This window comes from Acidovorax sp. FW305-C-20-28 (assembly GCF_058783375.1).
On the sequence record NZ_JBYSYM010000002.1, the window covers coordinates 311,125 to 334,969 of the forward strand.

18 protein-coding genes and 1 riboswitch are annotated in these 23,845 nt (G+C 69.0%); of the genes, 13 read left to right on the forward strand and 5 right to left on the reverse strand.

Features of this window, described 5'->3' with window-relative positions; all coding sequences use genetic code 11:
• Nucleotides 1-45 precede the first annotated feature (45 nt).
• From mraY to AC3WOH_RS04785, 13 genes are all read left to right on the forward strand, one after another.
• The gene (gene mraY / locus AC3WOH_RS04725) at nt 46-1,224 is read left to right on the forward strand and encodes a phospho-N-acetylmuramoyl-pentapeptide-transferase (RefSeq protein WP_492228243.1); all 1,179 of its coding nucleotides are present in this window, start codon (nt 46-48) and stop codon (nt 1,222-1,224) included.
• 2 nt (nt 1,225-1,226) lie between these two features.
• Nucleotides 1,227-3,353, forward strand: a complete 2,127-nt coding sequence (locus AC3WOH_RS04730) for a Mur ligase family protein (RefSeq protein WP_492228244.1) — start codon at nt 1,227-1,229, stop codon at nt 3,351-3,353.
• Nucleotides 3,353-4,630: a putative lipid II flippase FtsW gene (ftsW, locus tag AC3WOH_RS04735; protein WP_492228245.1), complete on the forward strand. Its 1,278-nt coding sequence runs from the start codon at nt 3,353-3,355 to the stop codon at nt 4,628-4,630. Before AC3WOH_RS04730 ends, ftsW begins: the two co-directional genes overlap by 1 nt.
• A complete protein-coding gene (gene murG, locus AC3WOH_RS04740; RefSeq protein ID WP_492228246.1) occupies nt 4,627-5,697 on the forward strand; it encodes an undecaprenyldiphospho-muramoylpentapeptide beta-N-acetylglucosaminyltransferase in 1,071 nt (356 codons plus the stop codon). Before ftsW ends, murG begins: the two co-directional genes overlap by 4 nt.
• Nucleotides 5,694-7,139: a UDP-N-acetylmuramate--L-alanine ligase gene (gene murC, locus AC3WOH_RS04745; protein WP_492228247.1), complete on the forward strand. Its 1,446-nt coding sequence runs from the start codon at nt 5,694-5,696 to the stop codon at nt 7,137-7,139. Before murG ends, murC begins: the two co-directional genes overlap by 4 nt.
• The gene (locus AC3WOH_RS04750) at nt 7,136-8,125 is read left to right on the forward strand and encodes a D-alanine--D-alanine ligase (protein ID WP_492228248.1); all 990 of its coding nucleotides are present in this window, start codon (nt 7,136-7,138) and stop codon (nt 8,123-8,125) included. The genes murC and AC3WOH_RS04750 overlap by 4 nt, the downstream gene beginning before the upstream one ends.
• A complete protein-coding gene (locus tag AC3WOH_RS04755) occupies nt 8,125-8,919 on the forward strand; it encodes a cell division protein FtsQ/DivIB (RefSeq protein WP_492228249.1) in 795 nt (264 codons plus the stop codon). The genes AC3WOH_RS04750 and AC3WOH_RS04755 overlap by 1 nt, the downstream gene beginning before the upstream one ends.
• Before the next feature lie 64 nt (nt 8,920-8,983).
• Complete coding sequence (gene ftsA, locus AC3WOH_RS04760) at nt 8,984-10,213, forward strand: cell division protein FtsA (protein WP_184859518.1); 1,230 nt, start codon at nt 8,984-8,986, stop codon at nt 10,211-10,213.
• A 154-nt stretch (nt 10,214-10,367) separates the two neighbouring features.
• Nucleotides 10,368-11,621, forward strand: a complete 1,254-nt coding sequence (gene ftsZ, locus AC3WOH_RS04765) for a cell division protein FtsZ (RefSeq protein ID WP_492228250.1) — start codon at nt 10,368-10,370, stop codon at nt 11,619-11,621.
• 130 nt (nt 11,622-11,751) lie between these two features.
• Nucleotides 11,752-12,675, forward strand: coding sequence for a UDP-3-O-acyl-N-acetylglucosamine deacetylase (gene lpxC / locus AC3WOH_RS04770; RefSeq protein ID WP_492228251.1), 924 nt, complete (start codon nt 11,752-11,754; stop codon nt 12,673-12,675).
• A 12-nt stretch (nt 12,676-12,687) separates the two neighbouring features.
• Entirely contained in the window at nt 12,688-12,861 is a 174-nt protein-coding gene (locus tag AC3WOH_RS04775) for a hypothetical protein (protein ID WP_492228252.1), read from the forward strand.
• A 31-nt stretch (nt 12,862-12,892) separates the two neighbouring features.
• A riboswitch (TPP riboswitch) is annotated at nt 12,893-13,020 on the forward strand.
• 133 nt (nt 13,021-13,153) lie between these two features.
• Nucleotides 13,154-15,049: a phosphomethylpyrimidine synthase ThiC gene (thiC, locus tag AC3WOH_RS04780; protein WP_492228253.1), complete on the forward strand. Its 1,896-nt coding sequence runs from the start codon at nt 13,154-13,156 to the stop codon at nt 15,047-15,049.
• 176 nt (nt 15,050-15,225) lie between these two features.
• Nucleotides 15,226-16,926: a methyl-accepting chemotaxis protein gene (locus tag AC3WOH_RS04785; protein WP_492228254.1), complete on the forward strand. Its 1,701-nt coding sequence runs from the start codon at nt 15,226-15,228 to the stop codon at nt 16,924-16,926.
• Between the two features lie 73 nt (nt 16,927-16,999).
• On the opposite strand, the gene AC3WOH_RS04790 is transcribed toward AC3WOH_RS04785, so the two are convergent.
• The 5 genes from AC3WOH_RS04790 to gspL are packed head-to-tail and all read right to left on the reverse strand — an operon-like array spanning nt 17,000 to nt 23,828.
• The gene (locus AC3WOH_RS04790) at nt 17,000-18,388 is read right to left on the reverse strand and encodes a GspE/PulE family protein (RefSeq protein WP_184859528.1); all 1,389 of its coding nucleotides are present in this window, start codon (nt 18,386-18,388) and stop codon (nt 17,000-17,002) included.
• 14 nt (nt 18,389-18,402) lie between these two features.
• Nucleotides 18,403-21,045, reverse strand: coding sequence for a type II secretion system secretin GspD (gene gspD / locus AC3WOH_RS04795; protein WP_492228255.1), 2,643 nt, complete (start codon nt 21,043-21,045; stop codon nt 18,403-18,405).
• A 4-nt stretch (nt 21,046-21,049) separates the two neighbouring features.
• Nucleotides 21,050-21,868, reverse strand: a complete 819-nt coding sequence (gspN, locus tag AC3WOH_RS04800; protein ID WP_492228256.1) for a type II secretion system protein N — start codon at nt 21,866-21,868, stop codon at nt 21,050-21,052.
• A gap of 17 nt (nt 21,869-21,885) precedes the next feature.
• Nucleotides 21,886-22,575: a type II secretion system protein M gene (locus AC3WOH_RS04805; RefSeq protein WP_492228257.1), complete on the reverse strand. Its 690-nt coding sequence runs from the start codon at nt 22,573-22,575 to the stop codon at nt 21,886-21,888.
• A complete protein-coding gene (gene gspL / locus AC3WOH_RS04810; protein ID WP_492228258.1) occupies nt 22,572-23,828 on the reverse strand; it encodes a type II secretion system protein GspL in 1,257 nt (418 codons plus the stop codon). The genes AC3WOH_RS04805 and gspL overlap by 4 nt, the downstream gene beginning before the upstream one ends.
• Nucleotides 23,829-23,845 lie beyond the last annotated feature (17 nt).

Genomic DNA, 23,845 nt, shown 5'->3' on the forward strand with positions numbered 1-23,845 from the left:
GACGAACGCCCGCCCGGCGCGGTGCCTGCAACAGGGAGGTGCCGCATGCTGCTGATCCTGTCGCAATGGCTGCAGGGGCTGTCGCCCGAGCTCGGCTTCTTCCGCGTGTTCCAGTACCTCACCTTCCGTGCGGTGATGGCCGCGCTCACGGCGTTGATGATCGGCCTGGTGGCCGGCCCCAAGGTGATCCGCGTGCTCACCTCGCTCAAGATCGGCCAGCCCATCCGCGGTTACGCCATGCAATCGCACCTGTCCAAGAGCGGCACGCCCACCATGGGCGGTGTGCTGATCCTGCTGTCGATCGCGATCTCCACGCTGCTGTGGTTCGACCTGTCCAACCGCTTCGTGTGGATCGTGCTCATCGTCACCATGGGCTTTGGCGCCATCGGCTGGGTCGATGACTGGCGCAAGGTGGTCAACAAGGACCCCGAAGGCATGCGCTCGCGCGAAAAGTACTTCTGGCAGTCGGTCATCGGCCTGATCGCCGCGGTCTACCTGGTGTTCAGCATTTCCGAAAGCTCCAACGCCCGGGTGTTCGAGCTGTTCATGACCTGGGTGCAGTCGGGCTTTGCGCTCGACCTGCCGCCCAAGGCCGGCCTGCAGCTGCCCTTCTTCAAAGAGGTGAGCTACCCGCTGGGCGTGCTCGGCTTTGTGGTCATGACCTACCTGGTCATCGTGGGGTCGAGCAACGCCGTGAACCTGACCGACGGCCTGGACGGCCTGGCCATCATGCCCGTGGTGATGGTGGGCTCGGCCCTTGGTGTGTTCGCCTATGTCACCGGCAGCTCGGTGTATTCCAAGTACCTGTTCTTCCCCAACATCCCGGGGGCGGGCGAGCTGCTGATCTTCTGCGCCGCCATGGCCGGCGCGGGCCTGGCCTTTCTGTGGTTCAACGCCCACCCGGCCCAGGTCTTCATGGGCGACGTGGGCGCGCTGGCGCTGGGCGCGGCCCTGGGCACCATCGCCGTCATCGTGCGCCAGGAGATCGTGCTCGCCATCATGGGCGGCATCTTCGTGGTCGAAGCCCTGTCGGTGATGCTGCAGGTGACCTGGTTCAAGTACACCAAGAAGCGCTACGGCGAAGGGCGGCGTCTGCTCAAGATGGCGCCGCTGCACCACCATTTCGAGAAGAGCGGCTGGAAAGAGACCCAGGTGGTCGTGCGCTTCTGGATCATCACCATGCTGCTGTGCCTGATCGGCCTGTCCACGCTCAAGCTGCGCTGACCATGACGACCACGCCCCACGACCCCCACGCCAGCGGCAGCGAGCCAGGCGATCACCTGCCCGTGCCGGCAGGCGACGCCTTGCCCGAGCCCGCAGGCGCGGACCTGCCTGTGCCGGCTGGCGACGAGCCCGTGCGCGCGCCGGGGCCCGAGGCCGTGCAGGAGGAGGTCATGGGAGCCGGCAACGCCGATGCCGTGTTGTCGCCCGAGCAGGCGCCTGCCAGTGCGGCGCCAGACGGCGCATCGGCCGACGCGCCGTTGGACGCCGTGGTGCAGCCCGTGCCCGTGCCCGTGCTCGCGGCCGCCCCGGCGCAGCCTGCCGATGGCTATGTGGCACCGGCCATCTCTGCCGCCAAGGCAGCCGCCGACTTCGTGGCGCAGATCTTTGCCGAGGTGAATGCGCCCGAGACGCCCGAGCCTTCGCCGCTGCTGGCCGCGTCCGTGGACGCGCCCGAGGGCGAAGCCGAGGCGGCGCAGCCCCAGGGCCGCCCGGGCGAGGGCATGCGGCCCTACGAGGGCAAGCACTTCCTGGTGCTGGGCCTGGGCGCCTCGGGCCTGGCCATGGCGCGCTGGTGCGTGCGCTGCGGCGCGAGTGTCACCGTGGCCGACACACGCGAGGCACCGCCCCAACTGGCGGTATTGCAGCAAGAGCTGCCCGGCGTGCGCTTTGTCTCCGGCCCCTTCGACGCCAGCCTGGTCGAAGGCGCTGCCGGCGTGCATGCGGTCTACCGCTCGCCCGGCCTGAGCCCGGCGACCATCGCGCCCGTATGGACTGCGGCGCAGGCCATCGGCCTGTCCACGGGTGGCGAGCTGGGCCTGTACGCCGCGGCGCTGCAATTCCTGCGCGCTTCGCATGGCTATGCGCCGGCCGTGCTGGCCATCACCGGCACCAACGGCAAGACCACCGTCACCTCGCTCACCGGTCAACTGGTGGAGCGTGCGGGCAAGACCGTGGCCGTGGCCGGCAACATCGGCCCCACGCTGCTCGACACCCTGGCCGCGCACATCGACGCCGAGACCCTGCCCGAGGTCTGGGTGCTGGAGCTGTCCAGCTTCCAGCTCGATGGTGTGGCGGGCTTCGAGCCCACGGCCGCCACCGTGCTCAACATCACGCAGGACCACCTGGACTGGCATGGCGACATCGGCGCCTATGCGGCGGCCAAGGCGCGCATCTTTGGCGACACGGCCCTGATGGTGCTCAACCGCGAAGACCCCGTGGTCATGGACATGCTGGGCACGGCGTCTGCCGCTGCGGCCCAGGCGGCGCAGGCCGCCTCGGGCAAGCCCGCACCGGGCGCGCGCAGCAAACAGCCTGTGAAGGTACCGCTGCGGGAGCACCTGACTTTTGGCATCGACATGCCCCGGCGCCCCGGCGACTTCGGTATCGAGACCGTGGGCAGCATCCCCTGGCTGGTGCGCGCGCACGAAGCGGACGAAACCCGCAAGCGCAGCACCCGCCGCCGTGCGGTTGCGCCAGGCCAGGGCGGTGATGCCGCCACGGCCGTGCCGCTGGACGAGGACGAACTGCACATCCAACGCCTGATGCCGGCCGACGCGCTGCGCATCCGCGGCCGCCACAACGCCTCCAACGCGCTCGCGGCCCTGGCCCTGGCGTCGTCGGCCGGCTGCACGCTGTCGGCCATGCTGTTCGGCCTGCGCGAGTACCGGGGTGAGCCCCACCGCGTCGAGCCCGTTGCGCTGATCAACGGCGTGGAGTTTTTCGACGACAGCAAGGGCACCAATGTCGGCGCCACGGTGGCCGCGCTCAATGGCCTGGGCGCCGACCGGCGCATCGTGCTCATCCTGGGCGGCGACGGCAAGGGGCAGGACTTTGCCCCACTGGCCACGCCCGTGTCGCGCTACGCACGCGCGGTGGTGCTGATCGGGCGCGATGCCCCGCTGATCCGCACGGCCTTGCAGGACGCGGGCGTGCCGTTGATCGATGCAGCCACGCTGCCCGAGGCCGTGCACCAGGCCGCGCAGCGCGCGCATTCGGGCGATGCGGTGCTGATGTCGCCCGCCTGCGCCAGCTTCGACATGTTCACAGGCTACGAGCACCGCGCACGCGTGTTCTGCGAGACCGTGCTGGCCATGGCGCACGATGCCGGCCAAACCCTGGAGGGCATGTGATGGCTGCGACCGCCAAAGCCCCCGTGGGCCTGCCGCAACGCCTGGCCGGCTGGCTGGGCCGCCTCAGCGGCAAGGCCGGCGAGGTGCTGCCGGTACGCGTGGGCGGCACCGAGTACCGCCAGTCCACGACCACGCCCGCGAGCGTGCTCGGGTTCGACCAGGCCCTGCTGTGGGTGGTGGTGGGCCTGCTCGCCTGGGGGCTGGTGATGGTGTATTCGGCCTCCATCGCCATGCCGGACAACCCGCGCTTTGCCAACTACGCGCCCACGCATTTCCTCACCCGCCACATGATGTACTTGGTGGTGGGCTTCGTCGCGGCGCTGCTGGCCTTCCAGGTTCCCATGCGGACCTGGGAGCGGGCGGCACCCTGGCTCTTCGTGGCGGCACTGCTGCTGCTGGTCGCGGTACTGATCCCGGGCGTGGGCAAGGTGGTCAATGGCGCCCGGCGCTGGCTGTCCATCGGGCCGGTGAGCTTCCAGCCCTCCGAGGTCGCCAAGTTCGCCGTGCTCATCTACGCTGCCGACTACATGGTGCGCAAGATGGAGGTCAAGGAGCGCTTCTTCCGCGCTGTGCTGCCCATGGGCACCGCCGTGGCCATCGTCGGCGTGCTGCTGCTGGCCGAGCCGGACATGGGCGCCTTCATGGTGGTGGCGGTGATCGCCATGGGCATCCTGTTCCTGGGCGGCGTCAATGCCCGCATGTTCTTCCTGATCGCGGGTGTGCTGGTGGGCGCATTCGCCCTGATGATCGCCAGCTCCCCCTGGCGACGCGAGCGCGTGTTCGCCTACCTCAACCCCTTCAGCGAAGAGCATGCGATGGGCAAGGGCTACCAGCTCTCGCACTCGCTGATTGCCATCGGCCGCGGTGAGATCTTCGGCGTGGGCCTGGGTGGCAGCGTCGAAAAACTGCACTGGCTGCCCGAGGCGCACACCGACTTTCTGCTGGCCGTGATCGGCGAGGAGTTCGGCCTCCTGGGCGTGCTTGCGCTGATCGTGCTGTTCCTGTGGCTGACGCGCCGCATCATGCACATCGGCCGCCAGGCCATCGCGCTGGACCGCGTCTTCGCGGGCCTGGTGGCCCAGGGCGTGGCGATCTGGCTGGGCTTCCAGGCCTTCATCAACATGGGCGTGAACCTGGGCGCGCTGCCCACCAAGGGGCTGACCCTGCCGCTCATGAGCTTCGGCGGCTCGGCCATCCTGATGAACCTGGTGGCGATTGCGGTGGTCCTTCGCGTGGACTATGAGAACAAGCACCTGATGCGGGGGGGGCGCGTATGACGGCACCCAAGACCGCCCTCATCATGGCCGGCGGCACCGGCGGCCACATCTTCCCGGGCCTTGCCGTGGCCGAGGAGTTGCGCGCGCGCGGCTGGCGTGTGCACTGGCTGGGTGCGCCTGGCAGCATGGAGTCGCGCATCGTGCCGCCACAGGGCTTTGCGCTGGAGACCATCGACTTCTCGGGCGTGCGCGGCAAGGGGCCGGTCACGCTGGCCCTGCTGCCGCTGCGCCTGCTGCGTGCCTTCTGGCAGGCGCTGCAGGTGGTGCGCCGCGTCAAGCCCGATGTGGTGGTGGGCCTGGGCGGCTACATCACCTTCCCGGGCGGCATGATGGGCGTGCTGTGCGGCAAGCCCCTGGTGCTGCACGAGCAGAACTCCGTGGCCGGCATGGCCAACAAGGTGCTGGCCGGTGTGGCCGACCGGGTGTTCACTGCGTTTCCCGATGTATTCAAGAAGGGCCGGTGGGTGGGCAACCCCTTGCGCGCCCCGTTCACGCGCCAGGCCGAGCCGGCCGAGCGCTTTGCCGGCCGCAGCGGCCCACTGCGCCTGCTGGTCGTGGGCGGCAGCCTGGGCGCGCGGGCGCTCAACGAGATCGTGCCCCAGGCCCTGGCCCTGATTCCGGCCGCGCGCCGCCCCGTGGTGCTGCACCAGAGCGGCGCCGCCCAGATCGACGCACTGCGCGCCAACTACGCCGCCGCCGGGGTCGAGGCCGAGCTGACCCCCTTCATCGACGACACCGCCACTGCGTTTGCAGAGGCCGACATCATCGTCTGCCGTGCCGGCGCGAGCACCGTGACCGAGATCGCCGCCGTGGGCGCGGCCGCCCTGTTCGTGCCTTTCCCCTCGGCGGTCGACGACCACCAGACCACCAACGCCCGCTTTCTCGTGGAGGCCGGGGGCGGTTGGCTGGTGCAGCAGCGCGAGCTCACGGCCCAGGGCCTGGCCGTGGTGCTGAGCAACACAGAGCGCCCGGAGCTGCTGCGCCGGGCCACAGAAGCCAAGAAGATGCAAAAGACCCACGCCACCCACGAGGTGGTGACTGCCTGCGAGGAGCTTGCAACACCATGAAGCACGCCATTCGCCACATCCATTTCGTAGGCCTCGGGGGCGCCGGCATGAGCGGCATCGCCGAGGTGCTGTTCAACCTCGGTTACCGCATCTCCGGCTCGGACCTGGCCGACAGCGCCACCCTGCGCCGACTGCAGGGCCTGGGCATCAAGACCTGCCTGGGCCATGCGGCCGCGCACATCGACGGTGCCGACGCCGTAGTCACCTCCACCGCCGTCACGGCCGACAACCCCGAGGTGCTGGCCGCGCGCGACAAGCGCATCCCCGTGGTTCCGCGTGCGCTGATGCTGGCCGAGCTGATGCGCCTCAAGCAGGGCATCGCGATTGCCGGCACGCACGGCAAGACCACCACCACCAGCCTGGTAACCAGCGTGCTGGCCGAGGCGGGGCTCGACCCGACCTTCGTGATCGGCGGGCGCCTGAATAGCGCTGGCGCCAATGCCAAGCTGGGCAGCGGCGACTACATCGTGGTCGAGGCCGACGAGTCCGATGCCTCGTTCCTGAACCTGCTGCCCGTGATGGCCGTCGTGACCAACATCGATGCCGACCACATGGAGACCTACGGGCACGACTTCGGCCGGCTCAAGGGCGCCTTTGTCGACTTTCTGCACCGCATGCCGTTCTACGGCACGGCCATCCTGTGCGTGGACAGCCCGGCCGTGCGCGACATCCTGCAGAGCGTGACCTGCCCGATCACGAGCTACGGTTTCTCCGAAGATGCCCAGGTGCGTGCCGTCAACGTGCGTGCCGAAGCCGGCCAGATGCGTTTCACCGTGCAGCGGCGCAACGGCGTCACGCTGCCCGATCTGGAGATCGTGCTCAACCTCGCGGGCGAGCACAACGTGCTCAACGCGCTCTCGGCCATTGCCGTGGCGGTGGAGCTGAACATCCCCGACGAGGCCGTGCAGCGCGCGCTGGCGGGCTTCAAGGGCGTGGGCCGGCGCTTCCAGAGCTACGGCGATCTGCCTGCGAAGGAGGGCGGCCGTTTCACCGTGATCGACGACTACGGCCACCACCCGGTGGAGATGGCGGCCACGCTCGCAGCGGCGCGCGGCGCCTTCCCCGGGCGGCGCCTGGTGCTGGCCTTCCAGCCACACCGCTACAGCCGCACGCGCGACTGCTTCGAGGATTTTGTCAAGGTGATCGGCAACGCCGATGCCGTGCTGCTCACCGAGGTCTATGCCGCCGGTGAGGCGCCCGTGGTCGCGGCCGACGGCCGTTCGCTGGCCCGCGCGCTGCGCGTGGCCGGGCGCGTGGAGCCGATCTTCGTGGACGAGGTGGCCGACCTGCCCCAGGCCATTGCCGACAACGCGCGCGATGGCGATGTAGTGATGTGCATGGGCGCAGGCTCCATCGGTGCCGTGCCGGCCAAGGTGGTGGACCTGCTGCAGAACAACGACAACCCGGGCAATACCAAGGCGCTGGCCGGGAGCGCGACATGACGATGACAACGAAACTGGGTACCAACGTGGATGTGAAGGCACTGGGCAAGGTCGCGGTGCTGATGGGCGGCGCCTCCGCCGAGCGCGAGGTGTCGCTGATGTCCGGCACCGGTGTGCTGCAGGCCCTGCGCTCGCGCGGCGTCGACGCGCATGCCTTCGACCCTTCGCAGAACGACCTGGGCGAGCTGCGCCGCGATGGCTATGCGCGCTGCTTCATCGCGCTGCATGGCCGCCACGGCGAAGACGGCACCGTGCAGGGCGCGCTCGAGCTCCTGCGCATTCCCTACACCGGGCCGGGCGTGATGGCATCGAGCATTGCGGTGGACAAGATCATGACCAAGCGCATCTGGCGCGCCGAAGGCCTGCCCACGCCGGACTGGCGCCTGGTGGGCAGCGTGGCCGAGACCACGGACGCGCTGGCGGCGCTGGGCGCGCCGATGATCGTCAAGCCCTCGCGCGAGGGCTCGACCATCGGCCTGACCAAGGTGACTTCACCCGAGCAGTGTGCCCAGGCCTACGCGCTGGCTTCGCGCTACGACCCCGAGGTGCTGTGCGAGCAGTTCATCGCGGGTGAGGAGACCACCTGCCCGATTCTGGGCGAGGGCGCCGCTGCCTATGCGCTGCCGGTGATCCGCATCGTCGCGCCCGAGGGCAACTACGACTACCAGAACAAGTATTTCACCGACGTCACGCAGTACCACTGCCCGAGCGGCCTGCCCGAGGCCGAGGAGCGCGAGATCCAGCGCCTGGTGGTGGCGGCATTCCGCTCGCTCGGCTGCCGCGGTTGGGCGCGCGCGGACATCATGATCCGCGCCAGCGACCGCCAGCCCTTCCTGCTGGAGATCAACACTTCGCCCGGCATGACGGGCCACTCGCTCGTGCCCATGTCGGCGCGTGCGTCGGGCATCAGCTACGAAGACCTGTGCGTGGGGGTGCTGGCCAGCGCCACCATGGACACACCCGCCGGCAGCACCCTGGGGACCTGATGAACAACACGCTGCCCGCACCGCTGGACGTCAAGCTCATGAACATGACCGCATCGGTCCTGTTCGTGGGCTGCGCCATGCTCGTGCTGGCAGCGGGCGCGTGGTGGGTGCTGCGCTACCCGGGTTTTGCGATCGCCCGCATCGTGGTGCAGGGCGAGCTGGTGCACAACAACGCCGTCACGCTGCGCGCCAACGTGGCGCCGCACCTGGTGGGCAACTTCTTCACGGTGGACCTGCGCGCTGCGCGCGCGGCCTTCGAGCAGGTGCCCTGGGTGCGCAAGGCCTCGGTGCGGCGCGAGTTTCCGGGCAGCCTGCATGTGTCGCTGGAAGAGCACGATGCCGTGGCGTACTGGGGGCCCGAGTCGGGCTCGGCCATGGTCAATACCCAGGGCGAGGTGTTCGAGGCGAACGTGGACGATGTGGAGCAGGACGGACTGCCGCGCCTGCAGGGGCCGAGCGGCACTTCGGGCGAGGTGCTGCAGATGTATGGCCTGCTGCAGCCGGTGTTCGAGCCGCTGGGCATGGATGTGGAAGAGCTGCTGCTGACCGGCCGTGGCGGCTGGCGTGCCACGCTGGACACCGGGGCTGTGGTGGAACTGGGCGGTGGCACACCGGCCGAGCTGGTGGCACGGGCCAAGCGCTTTGCGCGCACCCTGACCCAGGTGGCCGCCCAGTACAAGCGCCGTGTGGACGCACTGGAATCGGCGGACCTGCGGCACGCGGGGGGCTATGCACTGCGGCTCAAGGGGGTGACCACGACCGAAGCGGCTGCGGCCGCTGCACCACGGAGGTAGCCACATGGATGCAACGACGATGACGCAGCGGGCAGCGCAGAACAACGAAGGGCAGTGACGGAATATGGCAAGAGAATACAAAGACGTGGTGGTCGGCCTGGACATCGGCACGGCGAAGATCATGGCCGTGGTTGCCGAAGTCCTGCCCGGCGGCGAACTCAAGCTCGCCGGCCTGGGCGTGGCCCCGAGCAATGGCTTGAAGCGAGGCGTGGTGGTGAACATCGACGCCACGGTGCAGAGCATCCAGCAGGCGCTGAAAGAAGCCGAGCTGATGGCCGACTGCAAGATCCAGCGCGTCTACACCGGCATCACGGGCAGCCACATCCGCGGCCTCAATTCCAGCGGCATGGTGGCCGTCAAGGACAAGGAGGTCACCTCGGCCGATGTGGCGCGCGTGGTGGAGACGGCCAAGGCCATCAACATCTCCTCCGACCAGCGCCTCCTGCTGGTGGAGCCGCAGGAATTCGTGATCGACGGGCAGGACGTGAAGGAGCCCATCGGCATGAGCGGCATCCGCCTGGAGGCCAAGATCCACATCGTGACCGGGGCCCAGAGCGCGGCCGAGAACATCATCAAGTGCGTGCGCCGCTGCGGCCTGGAGGTGGAGCAACTGCTGCTCAACCCGCTCGCATCGAGCCAGGCCGTGCTGACCGACGACGAGCGCGAACTCGGCGTGGTGGTGGTGGACATCGGTGCCGGAACGACGGACGTGGCCATCTTCACCGGTGGCGCGATCCGCCACACGGCCGTGATCCCGATCGCGGGCGACCTGATCACCAGCGACATCGCCATGGCGCTGCGCACGCCCACCAAGGATGCCGAGGACATCAAGGTCGAAAGCGGCTACGCCAAGCAGCTGCTGGCCGACCCCGAGAGCCAGGTCGAGGTGCCCGGCCTGGGTGACCGCAGCCCGCGCATGCTGAGCAAGCAGGCGCTGGCCGGCGTGATCGAGCCGCGCGTGGAGGAGATCTTCTCGCTGGTGCAGCAGGTGATCCGCGAGTCGGGCTACGAGGAAGTGCTGTCCTCGGGCATCGTGCTCACGGGCGGCAGCGCCGTCATGCCCGGCATGATCGAGCTGGGCGAGGACATCTTCCTCAAGCCCGTGCGCCGCGGCATTCCCAAATACGCCAGTGCCCTGTCCGACATGGTGGCCCAGCCCCGTGCATCGACCGTCATGGGCCTGCTCGAAGAGGCGCGCCTGGCGCGCCTGCGGGGTTTCAAGGTGGCTCAGAAGAGCGGCTCCATGAAGACGGCCTTCGGTCGCTTCAAGGACTTCATCGTGGGGAACTTCTGATGCGGCATTTCCACCACCACAGTCCTGCCCGTGCCGGCCCCCGAATGCCCGGCGGGCGATGGCGATGTACAGGACCGCCATGCCACTGCCCGCACCCAGAGACAGTTTTTCACATTTGGCCAATGCATACGAAGACAGAATCAGGAGTTCCAACATGACCATCGAAATGATCGAAGCCGAAACTTTCAACCAGGGCACCCAGATCAAGGTGATCGGCGTGGGCGGTGGCGGCAGCAACGCCGTCGAACACATGATTGCCCGCGCCGTGCAGGGCGTGGAATTCGTCTGTGCCAACACCGATGCGCAGGCGCTCACGCGCAGCTCAGCGCACAGCGTGATCCAGTTGGGTGCCAGCGGCCTGGGGGCCGGCAGCAAGCCCGACAAGGGCCGTGATGCTGCTGAAGCGGCCGTCGAGGACATCCGCGCGGCCATCGATGGCGCGCACATGCTGTTCATCACCGCCGGCATGGGCGGCGGCACGGGCACCGGTGCTGCACCCGTGATCGCGCGCATCGCCAAGGAGATGGGCATTCTCACCGTGGGCGTGGTCACCAAGCCCTTCGAATGGGAAGGCGGCCGCCGCATGGCCAATGCCGACAACGGCCTGGCGGAACTCGAAGCCAACGTCGATTCGCTGATCGTCGTGCTCAACGAGAAGCTGCTCGAAGTGCTGGGCGACGACATCACCCAGGACGAGGCCTTTGCCCATGCCAACGACGTGCTGAAGAACGCCGTGGGCGGCATTGCCGAGATCATCAACGAATACGGCCAGGTGAACGTCGACTTCGAAGACGTGCGCACCGTGATGGGTGAGCCCGGCAAGGCCATGATGGGCACGGCCACGGCCAGCGGTCCCGACCGCGCCCGCATCGCGGCCGAGCAGGCCATCGCCTGCCCGCTGCTCGAAGGCATCGACCTGTCGGGTGCCAAGGGCGTGCTGGTGCTGGTCACGGCCAGCAAGGGCAGCCTGAAGCTGTCCGAGTCGCGCCTGGCGATGAACACCATCAACGCCTACGCGTCCAAGGATGCGCATGTCATCTTCGGCGCTGCCTACGACGACACCCTCGGCGACGAGATCCGCGTGACCGTGGTGGCCACCGGCCTGTCGCGCCAGAATGCGCGCCGCCAGCCCATCTCGGTGGTGCAGGGCGGGCTGCGCACCGGCACCGACAACATGGCCTACCAGATCCCCGTGGCAGGTGCCCCGGGCGCGATGGGCAACGCCATGGGCGCGGCCGTTCCCGGCCATGCCGGCGCCGGTGGCGCCCAGGCCGACTACGGCAGCATGTCGGTGCCCAGCGTCTGGCGCACCAACCGCACGCAGGCCGCGGCCCGCGTGGACGCGCTGTCCTCGGGTGGCATGGACGACCTCGAAATCCCGGCCTTCTTGCGCAAGCAGGCAGATTGAACGCCGGGTGAAGGGGCTGCCCGACGGCTCCTGAGTCTTCTCCCAGGGGCCTTCGGGCCCCTTTTCCATGGGCCTGGGCGCGGTGGTCCTATTGCCAGCGGGGTTGGGCCTGCCCTTTTACAATCGGGGCATGCTCCAGCAACGCACCCTCAAGACCTTGACCCGCGCCGTCGGCGTGGGGCTGCACAGTGGCCAGCGGGTCGAGCTGACCCTGCGGCCGGCCCAGCCCGACACCGGCATCGTGTTCCGCCGGGTCGACCTGCCGCAGCCGGTGGATATTCCGATCCGCGCCGATGCGGTGACCGATACGCGCCTCGCATCGACCATCGGGGTGGGCAGCGCCAAGGTGCATACCGTGGAGCACCTGATGTCGGCCTGCGCCGGTCTGGGGCTGGACAACCTGTATGTGGACATCACGGCCGAAGAGGTGCCCATTCTCGATGGGTCGTCGTCGTCCTTCGTGTTCCTGCTGCAGAGCGCGGGCATCGAGCTGCAGAATGCGCCCAAGCGCTTCATCCGCATCAAGCGGCCCGTGGAAGTGCGCGAGGGCAGTGGGGCCCAGGCCAAGTGGGCGCGCCTGACGCCCTACCATGGCTACAAGCTGAGCTTCGAGATCGATTTCGACCACCCTGCGGTGGATTCCACCGGCCAGCGCGTGGAGTTCGACCTGGGGTCGGGCAACTACAGCCGCGACATCGCACGTGCGCGCACCTTCGGCTTCACGCGCGACGTGGAGATGATGCGCTCCAACGGCCTGGCCCTGGGTGGGGGGCTGGACAACGCCATCGTGATGGACGACTACAAGGTGCTCAACAGCGACGGACTGCGCTACGACGACGAGTTCGTCAAGCACAAGATCCTCGACGCCATGGGCGACCTGTACATCATCGGCCGGCCTCTGCTGGCCGCCTACAGCGCGTTCCGCTCGGGCCATGCGATGAACAACCTGCTGCTGCGCGAGCTGCTCTCGCAGCCCGATGCCTGGGAAGAAGTCACCTTCGAGGACGAGCGCCAGGCACCGCGCGGCTTCGCGCAACCTGCGCGCGCCTGGTAAGCCGGCGGCCCCATGCTGCTGTTTCGCTGGGTCGTCATGGCGCTGCTGCTGGCGGCTGCCGTGTCCTTCGCCTTCTATGCAGGCACGGGCCAGCCGCACTACAAGCGCTGGGGGCTTGTCGTGCTCAAGTGGACGGTCATCGCCGCGGTGTTCTTCTTCGCCGTGGTGATCATCGGGCGCATCTGAAACGCCGCCACAGGGCGGTGTGGCTATACTGGCGCCTGCTCCGGGGTGTGCGAAAGCGCTGAGATGCAAAGGGCCTGATGGTGGATCCGTCAGGCGGCCTGCGAACCCGACGAACTTGATCCGGTTCATACCGGCGGAAGAAGAGCCGACCTTCATGCCTGCGCGCGCACGCCTTTTTTTCGGCTGCCTGGGTGGAGCATGCCGTTCATGCGCCATGCCCTGGCGCGTGCGCGGGGCGCCAGGTCCATTCCGGAGCACATCCCTTTGCCACCGGAACCTGGAGACCTGCCCCATGAATGCACCCGATCCCCTTGCCCGCGAACAATTCGCCGAGCTGCTGGCCGCAACGCGCGAGCCCTTTCCGGCCTCGCGCAAGGCCTACCTGCCTGGCCACCTGCACACCGATCTGCGCGTGCCCGTGCGCGACATCGCGCTGACCAACGGCGAGCAGGTCAGCGTCTACGACACTTCGGGCCCCTACACCGACCCCGAGGCCGTGATCGATGTGCGCCGTGGCCTGGCCAGCGTGCGCGGCGGCTGGATCGCCGGCCGTGGCGATACCGAGGCCTACGAAGGCCGTGCGCCTCTGGCGCTCGACGACGGCCAAAAGAGCGAGGATGCCGTGCGCCTGGCCCAACTGCGCGCCGAGGCCGCGGCCCTGCAGCGCCAACCCCTGCGCGCGCGCAGTGGCGCCAACGTGACGCAGATGCACTATGCGAAGAGGGGCATCATCACGCCCGAGATGGAGTACGTGGCCCTGCGCGAGAACGGCAAGCGTGAGTGGATGGCGCAGTACCAAGCCGATGCAGGCCGTGAACGGCGCCTGGCAGGCAACCCCATGGGCGCCAGCATTCCGCGGGTCATCACGCCGGAGTTCGTGCGCGACGAGGTGGCGCGCGGGCGCGCCATCATCCCCGCCAACATCAACCACCCCGAGGTGGAGCCCATGGCCATCGGGCGCAACTTCCTCGTGAAGATCAACGCCAACATCGGCAATTCGGCCGTCACCTCCAGCATCGAGGAAGAGGTCGAAAAGCTGGTCTGGGCCATCCGCTGGGGCGCCGACAACGTGATGGACCTGTCCACCGGCAAGAACATCCACACCACGCGCGACTGGATCGTGCGCAACAGCCCCGTGCCCATCGGCACCGTGCCCATCTACCAGGCGCTGGAGAAGGTGGGGGGCATCGCCGAGGACCTGACCTGGGCGATCTTCCGCGACACGCTGATCGAGCAGGCCGAGCAGGGCGTGGACTACTTCACCATCCATGCCGGCGTGCGCCTGGCCTACATCCACCTCACGGCGGCGCGGCGCACGGGCATCGTCTCGCGGGGCGGCTCCATCATGGCCAAGTGGTGCATGGCGCACCACCGCGAAAGCTTCCTGTACGAGCACTTCGAGGACATCTGCGACATCATGAAGGCCTACGACGTGTCCTTCAGCCTGGGCGACGGCCTGCGCCCGGGCTGCGCCTCGGACGCCAACGACGAGGCCCAGTTCGCCGAGCTGCACACCCTGGGCGAGCTCACGCAGACCGCCTGGAAGCACGACGTGCAGACCATGATCGAAGGCCCGGGCCATGTGCCCATGCACATGATCCAGGCCAACATGACCGAGCAGCTCAAGACCTGCCACGAGGCGCCGTTCTACACCCTGGGCCCGCTGACCATCGACATCGCGCCGGGCTATGACCACATCGCCTCGGCCATCGGCGCGGCCATGATCGGCTGGATGGGCACGGCCATGCTGTGCTACGTGACGCCCAAGGAGCACCTGGGCCTGCCCGACCGCGACGACGTCAAGCAGGGCATCATCGCTTACAAGATCGCCGCGCACGCGGCCGACGTGGCCAAGGGCCACCCCGGTGCCCGGGCGCGCGACGACGCGCTGAGCCAGGCGCGCTTCGACTTCCGCTGGCAGGACCAGTTCAACCTCGGCCTGGACCCGGAGACGGCCCAGGAGTACCACGACGAGACCCTGCCCAAGGACAGTGCCAAGGTGGCGCATTTCTGTTCGATGTGCGGTCCCAAGTTCTGCTCCATGAAGATCACGCAGGAAGTGCGCGATTTCGCGGCCAGCAAGGGGCTGGCCGAAGGGCAGGCGCTGGTTTCCGGCATGCAGGACAAGGCGGCGGAATTCCAGCGCACCGGGGGGCAGCTGTACGTCCCCTTGACGCCGGTCAAATAAGCACGGCTACTGCCCCCGCAGTTCCGCTGCTGGGGGCGGGCAGGGCGGTACATACCCTCTGCGGCAGAGCCGCTGGGCGCGCATACAGTCGCGCCCACACAGGCGCCGAGGGGACAACTGGCCCTGTGGCACCAAAGTTGCTATGCTGTAGTTGTCAATAAATGTAAGGAAGAGCGATGAACCTGCTCAGCCGTCTTTCCATCCGTGCACGCCTCTATTTCGGCACGATCTTCTCGCTGGTTCTGCTCGTCGTGATCGGTGCCATGGGCTACCTGGCCCTGGAGCGCACCCGAAGCACCCTGGACCAGCTGTTCTCCCAGCGGGTGCAGACCCTGACCGATGTGGCCGAGTTGCGCACCACCCTGGGGGACCTGCGCCGCCTCGAAAAGGACATCATCATCAGCTTCAACAACTCCGTCGAGGTGGCGGCCTTGCGCGAGAGCTGGAAGAAGTCGCTCGTGGCACTCAACAAGGGCATGGCCGATGTGCGCCAGGTGCAGTCGGGCGATGCGGCCTTCGTGGCGGCCATCGACAAATCCCTGGCCGAGGTCAAGGAGTACGAGGCCGGCATCTCCCCCGTGTTCGAGCAGATCGAGCGCGCCCAGATCGACGGCGCCGTGGGCGGGGCCTACGCCGACCGCCTCAAGAAGCACATGGAAGCCACGGACAAGCTGCTGTCCGACCTGTCCGTGACGGCACGCACCAAAATGGACGAGGCGCGCGAAGGCGTCAACACCCTGACCACGACCATGTCCGGCCTGATCGGCATCGTGCTGGTGCTGGCCCTGGCGGTACTGATTCCGCTGACCTTCTTCAGCGTGCGTTCCATCACCCGTTCGATCTCGCAGGCCAGCGCCCTGGCCGAGCGCATTGCGGGCGGCGACCTGTCGCGCGATGTGGAGGTCAGCTCGCAGGACGAGGTGGGCCAGCTCGTGGCCTCCATGGCGCGCATGCAGGACGCCTTGCGTGGCCTGGTGCAGCAGGTGCAGGAGGCGGCCGGCAACATTTCCACGGCCAGCACCGAGATCGCCTCGGGCAACCATGACTTGAGCCACCGCACCGAGCAGACGGCCGCCAACCTCGAAGAGGCTGCCTCGTCGATGGAGCTGCTCACCAGCACCATCGGCCAGAGTGCCCAGTCCTCGCGCCAGGCCAGCGATTTCGCCTCGTCGGCCGCCGAGGTGGCCGGGCGTGGCGGCGTGGTGGTCTCGCAGGTGGTGACCACCATGGACCAGATCACCACCAGCTCGCGCAAGATCGCCGACATCACGGGCGTGATCGATGGCATTGCCTTCCAGACCAACATCCTGGCACTCAATGCCGCCGTCGAAGCGGCGCGGGCCGGCGAGCAGGGCCGGGGCTTTGCCGTGGTAGCCAGCGAGGTGCGCAGCCTGGCCCAGCGCAGCGCAGCCGCGGCCAAGGAGATCAAGGGCCTGATCGGTTCGTCGGTGGAGCGCGTGGAAGATGGCTCGCGCCTGGTGAGCCAGGCCGGTGCCACCATGGACGAGATTGTGGGCAGCGTGCGCCGTGTCTCGGACATCATCAGCGAGATCACGGCCTCGTCGGCTGAGCAGCGCGACAACGTGGGCCACATCAGCCAGTCGGTGAGCCAGCTGGACAACATGACGCAGCAGAACGCCGCGCTGGTCGAGCAATCCACGGCGGCCTCGGAGTCCCTGCGCGAACAGGCGCTGCAGCTGACCCAGGCCGTGAGCCAGTTCAAGCTGCAGCCCGGTGCCGGGGCGCCTTCGGCCCACCATCCGGGCAGGGGCGGCAGCACACCCGCACCCCAGCGCGGCATCCCTGCGCCGATGAACAACCCACCGCTGGTGAAGAAGGTGACGGCCGGCAGCCGGCCGGCGCTGCAGATCCGCTGACCGTTGATCCACACCATGAAAAAGGGCCGCTTGCGCGGCCCTTTTCCTTGTGGCGCCCAGGGGCGTCGTGCGCTCAGTCGCGCGTCACCCGCAGCACTTCCTCGCGGCTGGTGATGCCGGCCGCGATCAGGCGCTCGCCGTCCTCGCGCATCAGTGCCATGCCGCCCGCCAGCGCGGTGGTTCGGATATCGGCTTCGGCGGCCTGGTTGTGGATCTGGGCGCGGATGGCATCGTTGGTCACCAGCAGCTCGAACAGGCCGGTGCGGCCCGTGTAGCCGGTCTGGCTGCAATGCTCGCAACCCGCGCCCTGGCAGTGGCTGCAGTACTTGCGCACCAGGCGCTGCGCGAGCACGCCCAGCAGCGACGACGACAGCAGAAAGGGCTCCACCCCCATGTCGGTCAGGCGCGTCACGGCACTGGCCGCATCGTTGGTGTGCAGCGTGGCCAGCACCAGGTGGCCCGTGAGCGAGGCCTGGATGGCGATCTGCGCGGTCTCGAAGTCGCGGATTTCGCCGATCATGATGATGTCCGGGTCCTGGCGCAGGATGGCGCGCAGGGCCTTGGCGAAGGTCAGCTCGATCTTGCTGTTGACCTGGGTCTGGCCCACGCCGGGCAGCTCGTACTCGATGGGGTCTTCCACCGTCATGATGTTGTTGCGCGTGGCATCGAGCCGGCCCAGCGCCGCATACAGCGTGGTCGTCTTGCCCGAGCCCGTGGGCCCGGTCACGAGGATGATGCCGTGCGGCTGCCCGATCAGGCCTTCGAAGCGCTGCAGCGTCTCGCCCTGCATGCCCACGGCCTCCAGGCTGAGCTTGCTCTCGCTCTTGTCCAAGAGGCGCAGCACGGCGCGCTCGCCATGGGCGCTGGGCAGGGTGGAGACGCGCACGTCGATGGCGCGCGTGCCCAGGCGCAGGCTGATGCGCCCGTCCTGCGGCAGGCGCTTTTCGGAGATATCGAGGTCGGCCATGATCTTCAGGCGCGAGATCAGGGCTGCGTGCAGCGCGCGGTTGGGCTGCACCACCTCGCGCAGCGAGCCGTCCACGCGAAAGCGCACGCTCGAATGGCGTTCGTAGGGCTCGATGTGGATGTCGCTCGCACCATCGCGCGCGGCCTGCGTGAGCAGCGCGTTGAGCATGCGGATGATGGGTGCGTCGTCGGCTGTTTCCAGCAGGTCTTCCACGGCGGGCAGGTCCTGCATCATGCGCGACAGGTCGGCATCGGACTCGACCTCGCTGACCACGGTGGCCGCGCTCGATTCGCCCTGGGCATAGGCGGCGCTGATGCGCTGCGCCAGGGCCGGAGCCTCCAGCGATTGCAGGTGGCGGACCTTGTGCTTGCGCATCACTTCCGACAGCGCGGTCACATCGGGCGCAGGGCCGTGCCACAGCACGAGCTGCTGGCCATCGTCCTCCAGCAGCAGCTGGGAGGTGCGGGCAAAGGCGTAGGGCAGGGGGTGGCGCATGGGGCGATCGGTCCTCAGAGCGTCTGGCGCGTCACCGTGGCGCCGGGTGCCAGCTGGCGCACCATGGCGGCCGCCGCTTCGGCCGAAGCCTCGTTCTGGTAGGGACCGACGCGCACGCTGGTGCGCGGGCCCTGGTTGGTGTCCACCGGCTGCTCGGCGATGGGCAGCGCCGAGGTGCGCAGCTTGTCCAGGGCCGCACGTGAGGCGGCATCGTCGCCGAACAGGCCGGCACGCACATAGTAGGTCGACGGGGCGGTGGCGGCCGCGGCCACCGGGGCGCTGCCCGCACGCGCGGGGGCTTCACTGATGGGCACGCCCGAAGGCGTCGGGCGCGGGGCCGGGGCGCCGGGGGCCGTGAGGTCCTGCATGGGGGCAGGAGGGGCCACAGCGGGTTGTGCGCGCGTGGCCGGGTCGGCGCGCTGGGGCAGCTCCGGCAGCACGGGGGCGCCCGATACCGAGCGCAGCGGCAGGCTCGATGCGGGTTGCGTCACCTGCTGCAGGCCACGGATCGCGTCGTACCGGTCCACCATCAGGGCATCGCTGGTGGCAGCATCGCGCACCACCACGGGGCGCAGGAAGACCATCAGGTTGGTCTTGTTGCGCTGGCGCTTTTCGCTGCGGAACAGGCCGCCCACCACCGGCAGGTCACCCATCACCGGCACCTTGTCCTCGCCCTGCGAGTAGCTGTCTTCGAGCAGGCCACCCAGCACGATGATGCTGCCATCGTCCACCACCACGTTCGACTCGATCGAGCGCTTGCTCGTGGTCGGGCCGTTCACGGAGCTCAGGGTGTTTTCGTTGATCTTGGAGACTTCCTGGTAGATCGACATCTTCACGGTGCCGTTCTCGCTGATCTGCGGGCGTACCTTGAGCATCAGGCCCACATCCTTGCGCTCCACCGTGGTGAAGGGGTTCACCGTGTTGCTGCCGCCGGTGTTGGCGTACGAGCCGGTCGGGAAGGGCACGTTGTTGCCGATCACGATGCGCGCTTCCTCGTTGTCCAGCGTCATCAGGTTGGGGGTGGACAGCACATTGGCATCGCCGCTGTTCTGCAGGAAGTTGGCCAGGGCGCCCAGGTAGTACTGGCCATTGATGCGCGGCGCCAGCGCCAGGTTCAGCCCGTTGCTCAGGCCCCCTCCGTTGCCCGTGGGGAGCAGGCCGGTGTAGTTGCCGGCGGCCACGTTGGCGGCAGCGCTCAGGATATTGATGCCTCCACCCTGGGTGGAGTTGGTGCCGATGACGCCGACCGTGCCATCGCCCTTCTTGCCGATGGCGCCTTGCCACTGAATGCCGAACTCCGCCAGCTTGCTGGCCGAGACTTCCACGATCAGGCTTTCCACCAGCACCTGGGCGCGGCGGCCGTCGAGCTTGTCGATGACGGCACGCAACTGGCGGAACAGCGGCTCCGGTGCGGTGATGATCAGCGAGTTGGTCGTGGGGTCGGCCTGGATCAGGCCCCCGGTGGAGGGCTGGTTGCTGTTGCTGCTGCCCATGCCCGAGCCGGAGCCCATGCCGGAGCTGCTGCCCAGCCCGCCAAGGCTGCTGTTGCTGCTGTTGGAGCTTCCACTCAGGCCACCACTGTTGCTGCCGCCACCCGACAGCGAAGGGGACGAGGTGCCGCCGGAAATCGCCGGCGTGCTGGCGCTGGCGCCGCCCGTGGTGTTGCCCCCCATGCTGGCCATGGCAGCGCGCAAGGTCACCGCGAGCTTGGTGGCATCGGCGTTCTTGAGGTAGACCACATGGATGTTGCCCATGGAGGCACTGCTGCCCGGTACCGGCGGCTGGTCGAGCTTGTCCACCAGCGCGCGCACCATGGCCACGCGCGCCGGGTTGGCGGCGCGCAGGATCAGCGAGTTGCTGCGAGGCTCGGCCAGCAGCGTGGTCTTGAACGAGGTGTCCGCCTGGCCCTGCGCGGCGGCCGGCGCGGCGCCGCTGCCGCCGTCGATGAGGCGCGCCACCAGGGGCGCGAGATCGGCCGCGAGGGCATTGCGCAGCGGGATGATCTCCACGTCGCTGGCGTTGGAGACGTCCATGGCCGCGATGATGCGGCCAAGGCGCTGCAGGTTGTCTGCGTAGTCGGTGATCACCAGCGAGTTGTTGCCGGGGTTCACGTTGATGGTGTTGTTGGGGCTGATCAGGGGACGCAGCACCGGCACCAGGTTGCCCGCGTTTTCGTAGTTGAGCTTGAAGATCTGCGTCACGATCTGCCCGCCGCCGGGCGTGCCGCGTGCCGAGCCCGACTCGCTCACGCCCACGCTGCCGCCCTGCAGCTTGGCATCGGCCTCGGGCACCACCTTGTACAGGCCGGCCGATTCGACCACCGTGAAGCCCTGCAGGCGCAGCGCCGCCAGGAACTGCTGGAAGGCCGCCGAGGGGGGCACGGCGCGCTCGGTGATCAGCGTGAGCTGGCCCTTGACGCGCGGGTCCACCACCACGTTGCGCCCGGTGATGGTGGCCATGGTGCGGGCCACGGCCTCGATTTCGGCATTGGCGAAGTTCAGCGTGACGGGTTCATTGCCGCGCACACTGCTGGTGCCCGTGCCCACCGCCGTCTGCGCCAGGGCCAGCGGGCTGCTCGTGAGCAGCATGGCGGCCAGGGTGATCGAGGTGACGGCGAATTGCAGGTGCGGCGAAAGGGAGGAAGTGGAATGCGTCATAGGGTCAACCCACGTTGATGAGGGAGCGCGCGCCGTTGCGCCGTCCGATGATGTTCAGAAGATTGGTGAGCGCCGCTTCGCGGTCGGGCGCCGCACTGGCCTCGCCCGCGAAGCGCAGGCGCTGGCCCACCCATTGGCCGGTGCCGCTCAATTGCAGGTGGCCGCCCAGGGTGCTCAAGGTCAGGATGGGGACTTCGCCGCCCTGTACCGCCAGGCGGTAGCTGCCCATGGGGCGCAGGGTGGACAGGCGCGACGACATGTCCAGCGCATCGAGCTGGATCTTGCCCTCCAGCACCATGCGGCCGGCCTGCCAGGCCGCCTGCAGCCCCTGGGTCTGCAGCACCAGCTGGCCCTGCGGCTGCAGCGTGTTCCAGGGGGTCCCCAGGCCCGAGAGCAGCGCGGCGGGCCAGCGGCTCTGGCCGTCGCCCACCACCACGCGCAGCTGCGAGAAGCCCAGCGCCAGCCGTGCCTGCAGTGGCTGCACGGTGCAGCAGGGGGCTTGTATCTGTGCGTGCGCGCCGGTCAGGGTGGGGCGCAGTGTCCATTGCAGGCGCCCAGGCAGAGCCGTGCGGTCCTGGCTGGCGGTGCCGCCGGTCAGCACCAGCTGGGCCGAGCCGTTCCAGACCGTGCCACGTGCTTCGGACAGCAGCAGCTGTCCGCCCGTGGCGCGGGCCAGGCCCTGGGCCAGCCACTGCGCCGGGGCAAAGACCACCAGGGCAGGCAGCAGGCCTGCCAGGGCGCCGCCCACGGCCCAGCCCCAGGGCGAGCGCGGTACGGCGCCGGTGGCGCGGGAGGAGGAGCGGGGGTTGCGGGTGGCGGACACGGGGCGTTTCGTGCGGTTCACCGGGTGGGCAGGGTCAGCACCAGCGTGCCGTCCCAGCGCGGAGCACCACCGGGCGCCGCGCCTGCCGGCGCGGCTGCAATCGGTGCAGGGTTGGCGCCCGCGGCCGGCATGGCTCCGGGGATCGGGGGCACCAGCGGGCCTGCGGGGGGGACGCCGGGACCGGGTGGCACCATGGCGGGCAGCGTGGCGGGCTGGCCCGGGCGGGTGCCGCTGTTGCCCGCTGCGGCAGGTGCGGCCGGGGCGGTCGGGGCAGTGGCGCGGGTCAGGCGGGCCTCGATGGGCACGGCCCGGGCATTGCTGCGTGCCAGCGCCAGCCACTGCGCCAGGGCATCGGCCGAGGCGGCCTTGAGCGTCACGGTGGCGCGGTCTCCTGCCACGTTGAGCTGGGCGGCCGTGCCCAGGCGCTGGGTCAGGCCGTTGCGCAGGGCGCCGGTGGCGTCGCCTGTGCTGCTTTGCGGCACGGCCTGCAATTGCTGGGCTTCGGCCTGCAGGCCGCGCATGCGCTGCAGCTGGGTGTCCAGTTCGGCATGGCGCTTGGGGGCCGTGCGCAAGGTCTGCAGTGCGGGGGAAATGGCCACCCACCACACCAGGGCCAGGCCCACGATCGCGGTCGCGCCGAGCACGAGGTTCTGCTCGCGCGGGGCCATGGCCTGCCATTGGGCCTTCAGGGGAGCGAACTGGCTCATGGGGCGGTCTCCGCACGCAGCACCAGGCTGCCATCGTCCAGGCGGCCGGTATAGCCGGCAGCCCTCAATCGGGTGGTGAGCACAGGTTCCTCTGGGGGGGCCAGCTGCAGGCCGCGCAGGCGCAGCTCGCCGGTGGTGAATTCGAGGCCCGAAGGGATGCGGCCATCGGGCAGCGCGCTGCCGGCAGCGGCCATCATGGGCTCCAGGTCGCGCGGCGAAAAGCTGCCCGATGCCTGGCGCAGCAGCGCCATTTCGCGCTCCATCTGTTCCAGCGGCGCGACCACGGCCTGCACCTGCGGGAAGGTCTGCGTGAGGGTGCTGCGCAGGCTGGCCTGCTTGGCGGCCAGTGCCTGGCGCTCCTGCCAGGCCCAGACGTTCAGGCCCGCCAGGTGCGCCAACACGAGCACGCCGAGCGCCCAGCGCGCTGCGCGCCACTGGGGGGCGTACAGCAGGGCGCTCAGCGCGCCGCCGGCCTTGCGCAGGGCTCGCGAGCGGCTGTTGCTGGAGAGCTCGAACTGCGCCAGGTCCCAGTCGCTGCGGGCCGCGTCCATGGCCCGGGCGCTGGCCGTGTGCAGGCTCACCGGGTGGCCCAGCGCGTGTTCGGCGAGCTCCGCCACCGCCGGGTCGGCGCGCAAGGGGGTTGGTGGGGCGGCGCCACCGGCAGCGCTGCCAAAGCCCGCCAGGGCCAGCGTGGCCGGCGTCAGGGGCAGTACCGAGATGCCTTCATCGGCACCCAGGCCGCACAGGATCAGTTGGGGGGCATCGGCCGAGCCGATGGCCGAGACCTCGGGCCCGCCACTGGCCGTGGGGCCGGGCGCGAACTCGGGCACCACACGGGCCACGCGCCGGCCGGCGGCTTCCAGGGCCTGCAGGTGGGCACGCAGCCAGGCGCGGTCGCACACGGCCACCCATACCGGCACACCGGCCTGGGCGCCCGGTTGCAGCGCAAAGTGCAGTTGGGCCGGATCGTCGAGCAGGCGGTCTTCGAGCAAGCCCTCCAGCACCGAGCGCAGGCGCGGTGTCTGCTGGCCGGGCCCCAGGGGCAGACCGGGCGGCAACTGCACCTTCTGCCACGAGAGCGCCTCGACCGGCACCACGGCAACCACCTCGCCGGGGCGGGCGGTTTCGGGCAGCAGGGCCGCTTCGGTGAGCGCATGGCGCTGGGCGGTGTGCCCATCCGCCGTCAGCGTATAGCCGTACTGGGTCGATATCCCCGGAGGGGCGGGCGGCAGGGAGAGTATCAGCGTGCTCATGGGCGGGTAGTGCGGAT